This is a genomic window from Pseudoxanthobacter sp., from assembly GCF_036822375.1.
Classification (GTDB): Bacteria; Pseudomonadota; Alphaproteobacteria; order Rhizobiales; family Segnochrobactraceae; genus Pseudoxanthobacter.
The window spans coordinates 22,430-37,192 of record NZ_DAISHT010000015.1 but is presented as its reverse complement, the minus strand read 5'-3'; the positions used below and the strand labels follow the sequence as shown (position 1 = coordinate 37,192).

The following is a 14,763-nucleotide window of genomic DNA, read 5'->3' as shown; positions in this document are numbered from 1 at the left end:
CACCCGGATCGATGGGAAAGAACAGTCCCTGATCGCGCAGATAATCGTTGAGCTGACGTCGCGTCACACCCGGCTCGACCGTGCAGTCGAGGTCGTCGGGGCGCACCGCCAGAATGCGGTTCATGCCGCTCAGGTCCACCGAGATGCCGCCGAAGGGCGCATTCACATGGCCCTCCAGCGATGTTCCCGTGCCGTAGGCCACGACCGGAACGCCGGCCGCGGCGCACGTCGCGACGATGAAGGCCACCTCCTGCGCGGACGACGGATAGGCCACCGCATCGGGGGCCTGCGTCTCAAGCCATGTCGTGGTCTGCCCGTGCTGGCGGCAGACCACGGAATTGGTGGTGATGCGCGCGCCGAGACGCTGCGAAAGCCGCTCCACGACGCCGGCGACAACGTCCGGGGCGGGCCGGCCGGCGGCGGCTTCGGCAACGGGGGGCGACAGGACGGCGCTCGGCATGATGGACACGACTCTTCTCGGTGCGTCTCGCTGGTCTGGTGGGCCGCAAGCCTAGTGGATCCGCGGCCCGGAGGCCAGTTCCGCACGGCCGTTCGCACGGCCCGGCTCGCGGTTGCCGCAAGGCCGTGCCATGATCGCCACCATGACCGGCGACCCACTCACCCAGCAACAGGCGCTCGATGCCACCCCGCTTGCCGGCAGGGACCGCGCACGCTTCTTCCGGGCCGAGCGGCAGCAGGGGCTGGAGTGCCTCACCGCCACCTTCCGCACCCACGTCTATGCCCCCCACACCCATGAGACGTTCGTCGTCGGCACCATCATGGCCGGCTGCGAGGCCTTCTCGCAGAACGGCATTCAGCTTTATGCCGGGCCGGGCGACGTGTGCGTGGTGCCGCCGGAGGCGGTGCACGACGGGCGGCCCCACGGAGCGGGCTATGCCTATCGCATGACCTATCCGGCCATCGGCCTTCTGCGCGACATTGCCGGCGACGCGGGCGAGCGCACGGTGACCGGCGTGCCGGATTTTGCCGGTGCGGTGATCCGCGATCCGGCTCTGGCCGCCGAGATTGCCGCCGCCCACGCGGCCGCCGATGCCGGGGTGCCGGCGCTGGAGGCCGACGAGCGGCTGCACCGCGCGTTCGTGCGCCTGCTTGCCCGCCATGGCCGGCAGGGCGCCACCCGCGCCGCGCTGGAGCGGCCGGCCCCGCGCGAGGGCGGGCCGGTTGCGCGCGCCCGCGCCTTTCTGGAGGCGAACTATGCCGAACCGGTCGATCTGGCCGGCCTTGCGGCGGTGGCGGGCATTCCGCGCACCCGCCTGATCCGCGCCTTTGCCCGCGAAACGGGCCTGACGCCCCACGCCTGGCTGACCGACCGGCGCATCCGCGCCGCGCGCGGCCTGCTGGCGGCCGGCCTCGGCCCGGCCGCGGTGGCCGCGGCCTGCGGCTTCTGCGACCAGAGCCACCTGACCCGCGCCTTCCGGGCCCGGATCGGCGTGGCGCCGGGCGCCTTCCGCGGCCGGGCCGGCTGAGACCGGTGGCGGCACGGCCGCTTTCAACCGTCACTTTCATCCAAGACAGCGCCGCCGGCGCGCCGCCATAAAGGCTGCCGGGCGCCTGCGCCGGCGCTTGCGCGGCAGGCGGGCCCCGCCCCGTCTTGTCCAGAAGGTCCGGCCGTGTCTGCTTCTTCTCCCGTCCCTCCCCCCGGTTCTCCCGCCCCGCCCTCCGGCCTGCCGGAGGCCGCCGGCTTCCGGGCTGAATTCACCGCCGGGGCAGCCGCCATGCTGCCCGTGGTGGTGGCCATGGTGCCGTTCGGCTTCATCCTCGGGGCGCTGGCGGCCACCAAGGGCATTTCAACCCTTGAAATGGCGCTGATGTCCGGCTTCGTCTTTGCCGGCGGCGCGCAGTTCGTGGCGCTGGATCTGTGGGCGCGGCCGGTGCCGTGGCTGGCGGTGGGCTTTGCGGCCTTCATCGTCAACCTGCGCCATGTGCTGATGGGCGCCTCGCTGGCGCGCTCCATGGGGGCGTTTCCGAAGGCCGTGCGACCGCTGGCGCTGCTGTTTCTGGCCGACGAGATCTGGGCCTATGCCGAACAGCGCGCCGCGCACGCGCGGCTGACGCCGGCCTATTTCGCCGGCCTTGCCGGCACGCTCTACTGCGCCTGGCAGGTGACGACCGTTGCCGGCACGCTGATGGGGCGGGCGCTGGGCGACCCGGAACGTTATGGCTTCGACTTCGCCTTTGCCGCCATCTTCATCGGCCTTCTTGCCGGCTTTCGCGACCGGGCCGGCTTCCTGCCGGCGGTGGCGGCCGCCGCACCCGTGGCGGTGGCGGTGTCGGCGGTTGCCAGCGGCCCGGCCGCGATTGCCGCCGGCGCGGTGGCCGGCATTGCAGCGGCCGCCTTTTCCGGCCCGAAGCACCGCGGAGAACAGGCATGAGCCCAGCCGCAGCCGATTTCTCCGCCCTCGATCTTCTGGCTCTCGATCCCCGCACGCTGGCCGCCATTGCGCTGATGGCCTTGGCCACCATGGCGACCCGTCTTGCCGGGCTGGTGCTGCCGGCGGACTTTGCCCGCCGCGGCCGGCTGAAGCGGACCTTCGATGCCGTGCCGCCGGCGGTGCTGGCCGCCCTGATCGCCCCGGCCGCGTTCGGCAATGGCTGGCCGGAGCGGGTGGCGGCGGTCGCCTGTCTTGCGGCCGCCGCGCTGCGCCTGCCCATGCTGGCCATCGTGGTGCTGGGCGTGGGCATCACCGCCCTCGGCCGCCAGTTCGGCTGAGGGCGGCCCGCCTCAGGCTCAGCCGGCCAGCGGGGCCGTCGCCTGCAGCAGCCAGGCCAGATCGTCCGGGGCCAGCAGCGGCGCCAGCGCACCGCGCACCTCGGCATGATAGGCATCGACCCACGCACGCGCGGCCGGCGTCAGCAGTGTCGGGTCGATCAGGCGGCGGTCGTAGGGCACCATGGTCAGCGTCTCGAACGCCATCATCGCCCGCTCGCCGCCGCGCGGCACCTCCGGCGGGGTCACCAGCAACAGGTTCTCGATGCGGATGCCGTAAGCGCCGGTCTTGTAGTAGCCCGGCTCGTCGGAAACGATCATGCCGGGTTCGAGCGGCGTGGTGCCGATGCGGGCGATGCGCTGCGGCCCTTCGTGAACCGACAGATAGCAGCCGACGCCGTGGCCGGTGCCGTGATCGAAATCGAGCCCGGCTTCCCACAGCGGCAGGCGGGCGAGCGGATCGAGCTGCGCGCCCGAGGTGCCGGCGGGAAAGCGCGCCATGGCCAGCGCCACATGGCCGGCCAGCACACGGGTATAGTTGGTGCGCATTTCCGCATCCGGCACGCCGACCGGCACGGTGCGGGTGATATCGGTGGTGCCGTCCTGATATTGCGCCCCGGAATCGATCAGGAACAGTTCGCCCGGCGCCATCACCCGGTTCGACGCGCGGCTGACGTGATAATGCACGATGGCGCCGTTCGGCCCGGAGCCGGAAATGGTGTCGAACGAAATGTCCTTCAGCAGCCCCGTTGCAGCGCGGAACGCCTCCAGCTTCTCAACCGCGGTGATTTCGTCCAGCGTGCCCTCCGGCGCCGTGCGGTCGAGCCAGGCGAGGAAGCGGACCACCGCCGCCCCGTCGCGCAGATGCGCGGTGCGGGTGCCGGCGACCTCGGCGGCGTTCTTGATGGCCTTCGGCAGCAGGACCGGATCGCGTCCCTCGATGACTTTCGCCCCGCCGGCAACCAGCGCCTGACGGATCGCTTCGGCCGCCCAGTCCGGATCGATCAGCACGCCGGCGCCCGCACGGCCGAGGGCGGCCAGCGCCGGGCGGAAGGCAGCGGGCTCCGCCACCGCCGCCACTTCCTCGATGGCCGTGCGCACGGTGTTGGAGAGCTTGCGGCCATCGATGAACAGTTGCGGCCGGCTGCCGGCGGGCACGATGGCAAACGACAGCGGCACCGGATTGTGCGCCACGTCGTGGCCGCGGATGTTGAACAGCCAGGCGATCGAATCGGGCTGGGTCAGCACCGTGGCCTGCGCCCCGGCGGCCGCAACGATGGCCTCGACGCGCGCGATCTTGGCAGCCGCGCTTTCGCCGGCCAGCGACAGCGGCTGCAGATCGACCGTGCCCACCGGCACGTCCGGCCGGTCGGTCCACACGGCATCGAGCGGGTTCGCGTCCACGGCGACGAACGTCGCGCCATGGGCTTCGCACACGGCAGCGAAGCGGCGCACCTGCGCCACCGTCAGCAGCATCGCGTCATAGCCGATGCGCAGGCCGGGCTTCAGCCGTGCGGCGAGCCAGCCTGCCGGCGGCTGCTCGATGAGGTGCAGCATCTCGAAGGCGGCCGGGTCCACCTGCTGACGGACCTGAAGGGTATAGCGGCCATCGACGAACACCGCCGCCTCACCGGCCAGCACCACGGCCATGCCGGCCGAGCCGGTAAAACCGGTCAGCCACGCCAGCCGCTCGGCGCAGGGCGGCACATATTCGCCCTGATGCTCATCGGAGCGCGGCACCAGAAAACCGTCGATGCCATCGGCCTTCAGCCGCGCGCGCAGAAGCGACAGCCGCCCGGCGCCAAGGCCCGGATCGGAGACGATATCGAAGCTCTGGAACATGAGCCAATTCCTTCACAAGCCATCGGGCGGGGTCCGGTCATGACCGGCGGGCGCAGGGAACGGCCGCGCGGCCGATTTGACCAGATGGTTAACTGCCTATTGATTTAGCAGATATCGCATGAAATTTGTGCATAGCGGTCATGCCGGCGCGGTGGTGGCTGGCGGCGGCGGCTTCGGCCATGGTGGCGGGGCCCGGACTGATTGCCGGGCGAGGCTTCGTCGCTCAGGGCGCGTGCGCCCATGGTGACGCCACACATCGCAGGATTTGAACGATGACTCACGGGATGTCGCCTGCCCTGTTCGGTGCCGCCGATGGGGTTCGCCGCAGTTTCCACGCCAGCATTGTGGACCGTATGCTGGAGAATCGCAGCCGCGATGTCCGCCGTTTCGTGCATGGCGGCGCGCTGCAGAGCGACGATACCCTGCTGCCGGCCTATTGCCACCTGCGCCGTGTGCACAACGGCGGCACCGTGCACGCCGGCCGCATGCCGGCCTGAGCGGGCTTTTGGCGCAGGACGGGCCTCTGCCGTGCAGCGGCCCACAGAAGAACCTCAGCCGCTCATTTTTTCGCCACGTAATTGCACGCTTCGCAGCGCTCCATCACTGTCACTCACGGGGACAGGAGTGCAGGAGTGAGCATGATGATTCGCATGGCCATTTCCCGATGGCGCCGGGCGGCTGCGGCGCCCGGGCAGCGGAGCCGGCCGGGACGCGGACTGGCGCTGGCGGCCGCCGGCCTCGTCGCCGCCGTCATGCTGCCGGCTGTCGCTCTGGCACAGACGCCGGCCTATTCCACCAGCCGGGTGTTTCTGCGCGCCGGGCCGGGCAAGGATTATCCCCCGGTGCTGCAGGTCAACCGCGGCATGCCGGTCGGCATCTACGGCTGCCTCAACGGTTATGACTGGTGCGACGTGGTCACCGGCGGCTCGCGCGGCTGGATGAACGGCAAATATCTGCAGGTCGCCTACCAGAACCAGACTGTGGTGCTGACGCCGCAATATGCGCCGATGGTCGGCGTGCCGGTGGTCGGCTTCGCGCTGGGGTCTTACTGGGACAATTATTATCGCGGCTATCCGTGGTACCAGCAGCGCGCCTGGTGGATGAACAATCCCGGCGGCCCGCCCCCGGCCGGCTGGCGCCCGCCGCCGGGCCCCGGCTGGCAGGGCGGCGGCGGTGGCGGCTATGGCCCGCCCGGGCAGCCCGGTGGCTGGAACAACGGCAATCAGGGCTGGAACGGCAACCCCGGCTGGAACGGCAATCAGGGTTGGAACGGGAATCCGGGCTGGAACGGCAATCAGCCGCCGAACCCGGGCTGGCCCAACAACAACAACGCCGCCATCCGGCAGCAGCAGCAGCTGGAACGCCAGCAGATGCAGATGCAGGTGCAGCAGCAGACCCAGAAGCAGCAGCAGATGTTGCGCCAGCAACAGCAGCAGCAGCAATTCGACGCGACGAAAAAGCAGATGGAAATGCAGCAGCAGGTCCAGCAGCAGCGTCAGCAGATGATGCAGCAGCAGCAGTTGCAGCAATATGAGGCCGCCAAGCAGAAGCAGCTTCAGCAATATGAGCGTGCCAAGCAGCAGATGGAAATGCAGCAGCAGCTTCTGAAGATGCAGCAGGGCCAGCCGCAATAACGGCCCTGCACCGGGCGCCCGCAAGAGCCCTGTGAACAAAGCCCGCCGCGGAGGAGCCTCCGCGGCGGGCTTTTCGTTTCCGGCTGCTGTCTCTGCCGGCGGTGCCGGCGCCGTTCAGGCGCGGTGCGGCCGCGGCTCGCGCACGAAGGTCAGCGTCGTCCACGACCCGCGCGGATCGCGGCGCACGAGTTTGACGCCCTGCCCGCGATAGACCGCGATGATGCGCGCGGCATCGTCCAGCCGCAGGCCGGAGAGCACCAGCGTCGCCCGCGGCGTCAGCGCCCGCACGATGGCCGGCGCAAGGCGCATCAGCGGCCGGGCCAGAATATTGGCCACGATCAGGTCGAACCCGCCGCGCGTCAGCCGCGGATCGGACATGCCCGTGGCCCGGAAGGCCTCGATGCGCGGCGCCACGCCGTTGAGGCGGGCATTGTCGATGGCCACCTTCACCGCCACCGGATCGATATCGGTCGCCACCACCTTCGCCGCGCCGAGCCGGGCCATAGCAATGGCGAGCACGCCGGTGCCGGTGCCCAGATCCAGCGGCCGGCGCACCGGGCCGCAGCGCATCCGCCGCTCGATGGCCGCAAGACAGCCGACCGTGGTGGCATGATGACCGGTGCCGAAGGCAAGGCCCGCATCGATCTCGATCGGCACCTGTGCATTGACGCGGCCGCGGTCGTGAGCGCCGTGGATGACGAAGCGGCCCTCGGCCACCGGGGCGAGCCCCTTCAGGCTCTCCTCAACCCAGTTGGCCTCGCCGAGTTCGTCGACGACGACCGGCAGATCCGCCCCCTCCGGGCCGACGGCCTCCCGCAGCCGGGCGGCGGCGGTTTCGGCATCGCCGTCGAACAGCAGCACCTCGACGGTCCACGGCCCGCCATCGTGGGTCTCGAACAGCGTGACCGGCACGCCGTCGTCCTCGAACGCGCTCTCAGCAAGCGGAAACAGGCGGCTGGCCAGCGCCCACGGGGCCGTCACGCGCGCACGAAAGGTGGTCATGGTTTCTCCTGAGAAGCCCGCGCTGCGACGGCAGGCACGGCCCGCCGCCTGCCCGGCGGCGAACGCAGCCTCGCTTCGCCGTCTGCCGGTTCCGCCGGTGTGTTCGCGGTCTTCGATGGCGCGTTCCGCGGCGCAAGGCAAGTCCGGATCCGCCGCGCAGGCCCGATCCGGACGGACCGGCCCGCCACGCCACCCGAACCGTCTCCCCCGACGCAGACGCCCGCCGCGCCGGAATCGCCCCGAATCGGGCACCGGCGACGAGACCGGGGCTTTTCCGGCAAACCATCCACAGGGCGCAGGCTCCGCCGCCATGTTTGCCATAACCATCTGTAATAATTTCAGAAACTTCCGTTCCCGACAGCTTTTCCGCCGCCCTGCCACCCGCCGGCCCCGGCAGGATGTGCACAGCTCCGCCGGCGCCGGACCACCAAATCCGCTGAGACGACTTGCACTCCCCGCCGGCCTGTGGCAAAAGCCCGCCATCGACGGCGAGCGACATCGCCGCCCGATCGGACGCTGCAGTAGCTCAGTGGTAGAGCACTCCCTTGGTAAGGGAGAGGTCGAGAGTTCAATCCTCTCTTGCAGCACCATTCTTTCGAAAAATCACTCTCTGTTGTGAAGTCTGACACGCCCTCGCGTGCTGTAATCCGTGTCGATCTGCCGTGAACCGGACAGCAACGACAGCGTCGGGCCATGCACAATCCGCGCAAGCCCTGCGACCCAAGCCCTGCGACCGATGTGAGCCGGCAGAAGGCACAGGCCTGAAACCGGAGCCATATCCCAGACCGCAAGCGGCGCGACGAACGAGCACCGGCACCGAAACCGCTGCCCTGAACGATGCCGCTCTGAAAGCCGGCATCAGCGGCCCCGGCGTCGCGGCGGTCCGAGGGGGCAGCGGTCCCGGGGGCAGCGGGGAGCTCGCTCAGAAGGTCTCTTCGCGACGGGCGATAACGCTCTGCCTCTTCGAGGCAAAGCCCCGCCGCCGTCCGGTGCGCGAGGCTTTTCGTTCCGGGCGGTGCCCTGTGTCAGGGGGCGCAGCTCAGGCGGGGGAAATGCGCGGGCTGGCCTGCTGCCCCGGACGGCGCGGCCGGGCGACGTCTGCTGACGGCGGCATCCGGCGAAGATGGCCCGCGCGCGCCGGTCCCGTCCGCGTTACACGCGGCAATGGCCGGCAGGCTGCGCCCCCGGCAAGCCCCCTGCGCGCCCCGTGGCAAGCCCCCTGCGCCCTGTGGCCACCCCCCCTGCCCGCGGTGCGCTGCAAGGGGCCGCCTGCACGGGCGCGGCTTACTTGTAGGGGTCGGCTGCGTCGCGCAGACCGTCGCCGAGGAAGTTGAAGGCCAGCACGACGATCACCACCGGAATGGTCGGCGCCATCAGCCACGGATAGACCGTGACCGCGGTGATGTTCTGCGCCTCGTTCAGCATGACGCCCCAGCTCACCGCCGGGCGCCGCATGCCGAGGCCGAGGAACGACAGCGCCGTCTCGCCGAGAATCATGCCGGGAATGGCGAGCGTCGCCGAGGCGATGATGTGGCTGGTGAAGCCGGGCAGCAGATGGCGCACGATGATGCGCCGCGGCGAGGCGCCCATCATGACCGCCGCGCGGGCATAATCCTCCTCGCGCAGCGCCAGCAGCTTGGAGCGCACCGCCCGCGCCAGGCTCGGCCAGTCGAGCAGGCCCAGAATGACCGTGATGCCCAGATAGATCAGCACCGGGCTCCATGTGACCGGCAGGGCGGCCGACAGCGCCATCCACAACGGCAGTTCCGGCAGCGAGCGCAGGATTTCGATCATGCGCTGCACGATGCTGTCGGTGATGCCGCCGAAATAGCCGGCGATGCCGCCGAAGAACATGCCGAGCACGATGGAAATCGCCACGCCGACAAGGCCGACCGTGAGCGAGATGCGGGCGCCGTAGACGATGCCGGAGAAGATGTCGCGCCCGAGCCGGTCGGTGCCGAGCAGATAAAACGTGCCGTCCTTCGCCGGGCAGACGAGGTGGAACGCCTCGCGCGCGCCGGCCCGGTCGCGCTGGTCGCGCAGGCAGAAGAAGCGCAGCGGCTGCACCGCGTTGCGGTCCACGTCATAGACCCAGCGCATCTCGTCCATGTCGACCCGCGCGGTGGTGCCATAGACGAACGGCCCGACGAAGCGGCCGTCGTGGAACAGGTGAATGCCCTGCGGCGGGGCATAGAGATGCTGGTTGTCGCGCTCGCCCTGCCCGTAGGGCGCAATGAAGCCGGCAAACGGAACGCAGAGATAGAACAGGACCAGCACCACACCCGACCACAGCGCCAGACGGTGGCGCCGGAAGCGCATCCAGATGATGCTCCACTGGCTGGCCTGATAGAACCGCTCCTGCTCCGGCGTCAGCGTTTCGGCTTCCTGCGGGTCGAACGGACGCGGATCGACATAATGGGGGGTGGAGGACGCGGCGCTCATCGTCGGGATCTCCGCACTCATTGCCGCACCTTGCCGCCCAGCCGGATGCGCGGATCGAGCAGCCCCAGCAGCAGATCCGACACCAGCATGCCGACCACGGTCAGCAGCGCCACGAACATAAGGATGAACGCCGCCAGAAACTGGTCGAGGCTGCGCAGCGCATCCAGCAGCACGGGTCCGACAGTCGGCAGGTTCAGCACCACCGACACGATGACCGAACCGGACACCAGCGACGGGATCAGGTGGCCGATATCGGCGATGAAGGGATTGAGGGCCATGCGCAGCGGATATTTCGCCAGCAACCGCGTCTCGCTCAGGCCCTTGGCGCGGGCGGTGACGACATATTGCCGGTTGAGCTCGTCGAGCAGATTGGCGCGCAGGCGGCGGATCATGCCGGCCGTGCCGGCGGTACCGATCACGATGGTCGGCACGATCAGGTGCTGCAGCACCGACAGCACCTTGGCGAAGCTCCACGGCGCGTCGGTATATTGCGGGTCCATCAGCCCGCCGACGGAAATGCCGAACCAGTGATTGGCAAGATAAAGCAGAATGAGGCCCAGCAGGAAGTTCGGCACCGCCAGCCCCAGATAACCGATCAGCGTGAAGCCGTAATCGCCCCAGCTATATTGCCGGGTGGCCGAATAGATGCCGATCGGGAACGACACGATATAGACGAACAGCACCGTGGCGAAGTTGAGAATGACGGTGAGCGGCAGCGACGGCCCCACCACGTCGGCAACCGGCTTGTCATATTCGAACGACCAGCCCCAGTTGCCCTGCAGCAGGCCGTCGAAACCGTGCGGGCCGGGCCATGCGCCGACCCAGATGAGATAACGCTCGAAGAACGGTTTATCGAGCGAGAACTCGGTGCGCAGGAATTCGATCTTGGCGATGGAGGCCGCCTCGCCGGACGCGCGCAGCTCGTCGATCTGGTTGGTGAGATAATCGCCCGGCGGAAGCTGGATGATCACGAAAATCAGGAACGAGATCACCGCCAGTGTCGGGATCATCGCCAGAAGACGCTTCAGGATGAATTTCAGCATCGCTCAGCTCCCCTGCTTCGCCTGCTGGTCGAACCAGAAGCAATCCATGTGGTAGATGCCGAAGAACGCACCGGGATCGAACCCCCACAGGGCATCTTCCGGCACGTTGATGAGGTTGTCGCGCACCGCGACCGGCTGGTGCACACCGGCGACGATGCCGATGGTGAGCACCTGATTGACGTGGATGTCGAGAATGGTGCGCCAGGCCGCCTCGCGCTGGGCCTTGTCGGGGGCCGACAGCCAGTTCTGGAAGGCCGTCAGCAGGCCGTAGACCGGCGGATAGTCGATCCGCTCGCCGGCCTTGCCCTCGCTGTCGCGCCACGCCCCCCACGCCATGCCGCTGAGGAAGGAACTGTCGGCCGGCACCCGCTCCGCCGGGCTCATGGCGCTGGTCGGAATGCCGTTGTCGTAGCCGTTCGCGGCCATCATCACCAGCGAGCCGGCCAGCGCCCGCTTCCACATGATGTCGCGGTCGGACGCCTTGGCGAACAGGCTGACGCCGATGCCCTGCCAGGTCTCGGCCACGAGCTGGAGCACGTCCATCTGCTCCTGACTGGTGCCCTCCGCCTCCACCACGATCTGCAGCGGGCGGTCGTCGGCAATCATGCGGATGCCGTCGGAGCGGCGGTCCGTGAGGCCCATGTCATCGAGCAGCCTGTTGGCATAGTCGGGATCGTAGCTGGCCCACAGGGTGCGGTATTCGGGCCGGAAAAGCTGGCTCTGCGCCAGCACCGCATTGTTGGAAGGCCGGGCCATGCCAAAGAACAGCACACGGTTGATCATGTCGCGGTCGATGCCCAGCGACAGCGCCCGCCGGAAGCGAACATCGCGCAGCAGCGTGCGCCAGACCGGATCGGAAACCGTGAGGTTGGGGTAGAGCGCCACCTGATTGGCCATGGAGATCGGCCACAGGCGCGTGCCGATGCCCGAGCGGGCCCCGCCGCGCTTCAGCACCGTGATATCGGAAAACGACAGGCCGCGCGCCTGCAGGTCGCTCTGCCCGGCCTGCGTCTGGCTGGCGATGAGACCGGAGGCAACCACGTTCATCACCACGTTGTCGGCATAGGGAAGCTGCTGCCCGGTCTGGTCCACGCGATGGAAATAGGGATTGCGCGCCATGACGAGGCGACGGTCGGATGAACTCTCGGTCGCGATCCACGGCTGCAGCGACGGCAGAGACGGGTTCATCGCCTCGTAGAGCGAATCCATCTTCACATGCAGCGCCGCCCACGACCGCGCCTTCTTCTTCTTCACCTTGGCATCGAGCTCGGCCTTGTCGGCATAGCGGATGTGGAAGTGCTTCAGATAGTGCGCCGGCCGGTAGATGAAGGGATCGCGCGCCGCCGCCAGCGACGGCAGGAACTGCGAATTGGGCTTGTCCCAGGTGTAGCGCACGGTGACGTCGTCGATCACCTCGAACAGCGGCGGCCGGCCTTCCACCAGCAGGAACGGCTCGGGACCGGCCGGCGTCAGCTCCTTGTTCAGGACGATGTCTTCCCAGAAATAGCGGAAGTCCTCAGCCGTGAACGGCTTGCCGTCGGACCATCTGTGCCCGGGCCGCAGGTGCAGCGTGAAGCGGCGCCCCTCTTCCACGTCGAGGCTTTCCAGAATGTCCGGCACGATCTCAAGCTGCTGGTCGTAGCCGACAAGGCGGGCATAGCCCCACACCGTGATCATGCGCGCGTCCTTGACGCGGCTGATGAGGGTGACGATGGAGCCGCCGGGGCGGCCGGTGCGCCGGCCCATGGCCGGCAGGTCCAGCACCAGCGGCACCTTCGGCAGACGTTTGGCAAGCGGCGGCAGCGGCTCGCCCCCGGCAGCCGCCGGGGCCGCGGCAGGCGCAGCGGGCGTGGCAGGCGCCGGCTCCCCGGCCGCCAGAACCGGGGCGGAAACGCCGGCCGAGCACAGGACCGTGAGGCCGAGGCCGAGAAGCTGGCGGCGGGAGAGATCGAAACCGTCGGTCATCGCACGCTCTCCATCTGCGCCGGGCGGCCGGCGCCGGCCGCAAGGCCCGGCGCGCACACCAGCCGGCCGGGCTGCATTTCCACCAGAACCGGCGCGCTGCCGGGCAGCAGGCGGAACGGCTCCGGCCATTCGCCGGGCTCGGTCGCACGCGCCGCCGCAAGGGCGGAGAAATCCAGCCGGTGATCGAGGCTCGCCTCCGGCACGGCGGCCAGCAGGGCGCGGGTGTAGGGGTGCAGCGGGTTGCTGACCACGGCGCGCGTTTCGCCCACCTCCACCACCCGGCCGCGGCACATCACCACCACGCGGTCGGCCATGTAATCGACCACCGCCAGATTGTGGCTGACGAAAATGTAGGTGAGGCCGAGACTGTCCTGCAGATCCTTCAGCAGGTTGAGGATCTGCGCCTGAACCGACACATCGAGGGCGGAGACCGGCTCGTCGCAGACGATGAGCTGCGGCCGCAGCGCCAGCGCGCGCGCGATGCCGATGCGCTGGCGCTGGCCGCCGGAAAACGAATGCGGATAGCGCCGCAGGAAGCGTGCATCGAGGCCGACCAGATGCATCAGGTCGCGCACGCGCTCCTGTCGCTCGGCCGCCGTCATCTCCTTCTCGTGGATCACCAGCGGCTCGGAGATGATGTCGTTCACCGTCATGCGCGGATTGAGCGACGAGAACGGATCCTGAAAGATCATCTGCACCTTGCGGCGATAGGCAAAGAGATCGTGCCCCTTGAGCCGTGCCACATCGACCGGGCCGGTGCCGTCGTCGAACAGCACCCGGCCGGAATCGGGGGCGACCGCGCGCATCAGCGCCAGCGCCGACGTGGTCTTGCCGGAGCCGGATTCGCCCACGATGCCGAGGCACTCGCCGCGCTTCACGGTGAACGAGATATCGTCCATCGCCTTGATCACCGAGAAGCCGGTGCGGCGGCGGATGGTGAAGCTCTTGTCGACGCGCTCGAAACTGACGATCGGTGCATCGGAGGTGATGACCGGCCTCGCCTGCGGTGCGTTCAGAAAGGCGGCGCTGGCCGTGGAGATGGGCCGGATCGGCACCAGCCGCTCGCCCGGCGGCATGTCGAACCGCGGCACAGCGCGCAGCAGAGCCTTCAGATAATCGTGCTGCGGATCGCGGAAGATGGTCTCGATCGGCCCCGATTCCATGACGCGGCCGTGATAGACGACCACCACGTCATGGGCGACATTGGCGACCACGCCGAAATCGTGTGTGATCATCAGCACCGACATGCCGAGTTCGGACTGCAGGTCGCGGATCAGCTTGAGGATTTCGGCCTGAATGGTGACGTCGAGCGCCGTCGTCGGCTCATCGGCGATCAGCAGGGCCGGCCGGCAGATCAGCGCCATGGCGATGACGGCGCGCTGCCGCAATCCGCCCGAAAGCTGGAAGGGATAGGAATTCAGTGCCCGCTCGGGATCGGGAAACTGCACCAGACGCAGCATGTCGCGGGTGATCTCGCGCGCTTCCGCCCGGCTTGCGCCGCGGTGCAGCAGCGCGGCCTCGCCGATCTGATCGCCGACGGTGTGCAGCGGCGAAAGCGACGTCATCGGCTCCTGAAACACGATGGCGATGCGGTTGCCGCGGATCGCCCGCATGCGCCGGCCGGCCGGCGAGAGAGCGGCGATATCGGTCTTGCGACCGCCGGCATCGGGATCGGCGAACCGGATGTGGCCGGACGCGATCTGCGCCTTCTTCGGCAACAGGCCCATGATGGCCTGCGAGACGACCGTCTTGCCCGAGCCCGATTCGCCGACCAGCGCCACCGTCCGCCCCGACGGCACCGCGAACGAAACGCCGTCCACCGCACGCACAAGGCCCTCATCGCCCCGGAAGTCGATGGTGAGCCCTTCAACCGACAACACATTCACGGGCCGAATTCCCCACGGCTCGGACGGCCCCCCGCTGCGACCCCCGAAAACACGCGGAAAAGTCGCTGGCCGTTCGGCGGGCCCGCCGGCCGGCCGGAATGGCCTGCCGTTGCGCGCTGCGCCTGCCCGCGACTATGACGCAACGCCTGCCCGCTGAAAAGCCGTGGCACAACGCGCATTGCGACCGTGAGGCGGGGCGCAGCCGGGGGGTGTTTGCCGGC

The 14,763-nt window shown here is 69.0% G+C and carries 12 protein-coding genes and 1 tRNA gene; 6 read left to right on the top strand and 7 right to left on the bottom strand.

Going from position 1 to position 14,763, the window contains the following annotated elements; genetic code table 11:
- Nucleotides 1–460: FAD-binding protein (locus V7067_RS03270; RefSeq protein ID WP_334174442.1), on the bottom strand; the 460-nt coding region annotated here is incomplete at its 3' end.
- A 142-nt stretch (nt 461–602) separates the two neighbouring features.
- Here V7067_RS03270 and V7067_RS03265 point away from each other — a divergent pair.
- From V7067_RS03265 to V7067_RS03255, 3 genes are all read left to right on the top strand, one after another.
- Entirely contained in the window at nt 603–1,487 is an 885-nt protein-coding gene (locus tag V7067_RS03265) for an AraC family transcriptional regulator (RefSeq protein ID WP_334174441.1), read from the top strand.
- Nucleotides 1,488–1,631: 144 nt separating this feature from the next.
- A complete protein-coding gene (locus V7067_RS03260) occupies nt 1,632–2,393 on the top strand; it encodes an AzlC family ABC transporter permease (RefSeq protein WP_334174440.1) in 762 nt (253 codons plus the stop codon).
- Between the two features lie 35 nt (nt 2,394–2,428).
- On the top strand, nt 2,429–2,731 hold the full coding sequence (locus tag V7067_RS03255) for an AzlD domain-containing protein (protein ID WP_334174446.1): 303 nt from the start codon (nt 2,429–2,431) through the stop codon (nt 2,729–2,731).
- An 18-nt stretch (nt 2,732–2,749) separates the two neighbouring features.
- Here the strand turns inward: V7067_RS03255 and V7067_RS03250 are convergent, their stop codons facing one another.
- A complete protein-coding gene (locus V7067_RS03250) occupies nt 2,750–4,570 on the bottom strand; it encodes an aminopeptidase P family protein (protein ID WP_334174439.1) in 1,821 nt (606 codons plus the stop codon).
- A 272-nt stretch (nt 4,571–4,842) separates the two neighbouring features.
- Here V7067_RS03250 and V7067_RS03245 point away from each other — a divergent pair, with 272 nt between their 5' ends.
- Both V7067_RS03245 and V7067_RS03240 read left to right on the top strand, forming a co-directional pair.
- Nucleotides 4,843–5,067, top strand: a complete 225-nt coding sequence (locus V7067_RS03245) for a hypothetical protein (RefSeq protein WP_334174438.1) — start codon at nt 4,843–4,845, stop codon at nt 5,065–5,067.
- A 141-nt stretch (nt 5,068–5,208) separates the two neighbouring features.
- Nucleotides 5,209–6,204 carry an SH3 domain-containing protein gene (locus V7067_RS03240; protein ID WP_334174437.1) on the top strand — a complete coding sequence of 332 codons (996 nt, stop codon included), beginning with the start codon at nt 5,209–5,211 and terminating at the stop codon, nt 6,202–6,204.
- 114 nt (nt 6,205–6,318) lie between these two features.
- Here the strand turns inward: V7067_RS03240 and V7067_RS03235 are convergent, their stop codons facing one another.
- Nucleotides 6,319–7,206 (bottom strand): 50S ribosomal protein L11 methyltransferase, encoded by an 888-nt coding sequence (locus V7067_RS03235; protein ID WP_334174436.1) that lies wholly within the window; start codon nt 7,204–7,206, stop codon nt 6,319–6,321.
- Between the two features lie 515 nt (nt 7,207–7,721).
- Between V7067_RS03235 and V7067_RS03230 the strand changes: the two genes are divergently transcribed.
- Nucleotides 7,722–7,796 (top strand) — tRNA-Thr (locus V7067_RS03230).
- Nucleotides 7,797–8,490: 694 nt separating this feature from the next.
- On the opposite strand, the gene V7067_RS03225 is transcribed toward V7067_RS03230, so the two are convergent.
- The 4 genes from V7067_RS03225 to V7067_RS03210 are packed head-to-tail and all read right to left on the bottom strand — an operon-like array spanning nt 8,491 to nt 14,542.
- Nucleotides 8,491–9,648 carry an ABC transporter permease gene (locus V7067_RS03225; protein ID WP_334174435.1) on the bottom strand — a complete coding sequence of 386 codons (1,158 nt, stop codon included), beginning with the start codon at nt 9,646–9,648 and terminating at the stop codon, nt 8,491–8,493.
- Nucleotides 9,649–9,665: 17 nt separating this feature from the next.
- Nucleotides 9,666–10,691 (bottom strand): ABC transporter permease, encoded by a 1,026-nt coding sequence (locus tag V7067_RS03220; RefSeq protein WP_334174434.1) that lies wholly within the window; start codon nt 10,689–10,691, stop codon nt 9,666–9,668.
- 3 nt (nt 10,692–10,694) lie between these two features.
- Nucleotides 10,695–12,656, bottom strand: coding sequence for an ABC transporter substrate-binding protein (locus V7067_RS03215; protein WP_334174433.1), 1,962 nt, complete (start codon nt 12,654–12,656; stop codon nt 10,695–10,697).
- Complete coding sequence (locus V7067_RS03210; protein ID WP_334174432.1) at nt 12,653–14,542, bottom strand: ABC transporter ATP-binding protein; 1,890 nt, start codon at nt 14,540–14,542, stop codon at nt 12,653–12,655. The genes V7067_RS03215 and V7067_RS03210 overlap by 4 nt, the downstream gene beginning before the upstream one ends.
- Nucleotides 14,543–14,763: the final 221 nt, after the last annotated feature.

What these genes read in the sequence shown, in the direction of transcription:
- V7067_RS03265 (WP_334174441.1), top strand. Translation starts at nt 603, where the DNA reads ATGACCGGCGACCCACTCACCCAGCAACAGGCGCTCGATGCCACCCCG.
- V7067_RS03250 (WP_334174439.1), bottom strand. Translation starts at nt 4,570, where the DNA reads ATGTTCCAGAGCTTCGATATCGTCTCCGATCCGGGCCTTGGCGCCGGG.
- V7067_RS03245 (WP_334174438.1), top strand. Translation starts at nt 4,843, where the DNA reads ATGACTCACGGGATGTCGCCTGCCCTGTTCGGTGCCGCCGATGGGGTT.
- V7067_RS03240 (WP_334174437.1), top strand. Translation starts at nt 5,209, where the DNA reads ATGATGATTCGCATGGCCATTTCCCGATGGCGCCGGGCGGCTGCGGCG.
- V7067_RS03235 (WP_334174436.1), bottom strand. Translation starts at nt 7,206, where the DNA reads ATGACCACCTTTCGTGCGCGCGTGACGGCCCCGTGGGCGCTGGCCAGC.
- V7067_RS03225 (WP_334174435.1), bottom strand. Translation starts at nt 9,648, where the DNA reads ATGAGCGCCGCGTCCTCCACCCCCCATTATGTCGATCCGCGTCCGTTC.
- V7067_RS03220 (WP_334174434.1), bottom strand. Translation starts at nt 10,691, where the DNA reads ATGCTGAAATTCATCCTGAAGCGTCTTCTGGCGATGATCCCGACACTG.
- V7067_RS03215 (WP_334174433.1), bottom strand. Translation starts at nt 12,656, where the DNA reads ATGACCGACGGTTTCGATCTCTCCCGCCGCCAGCTTCTCGGCCTCGGC.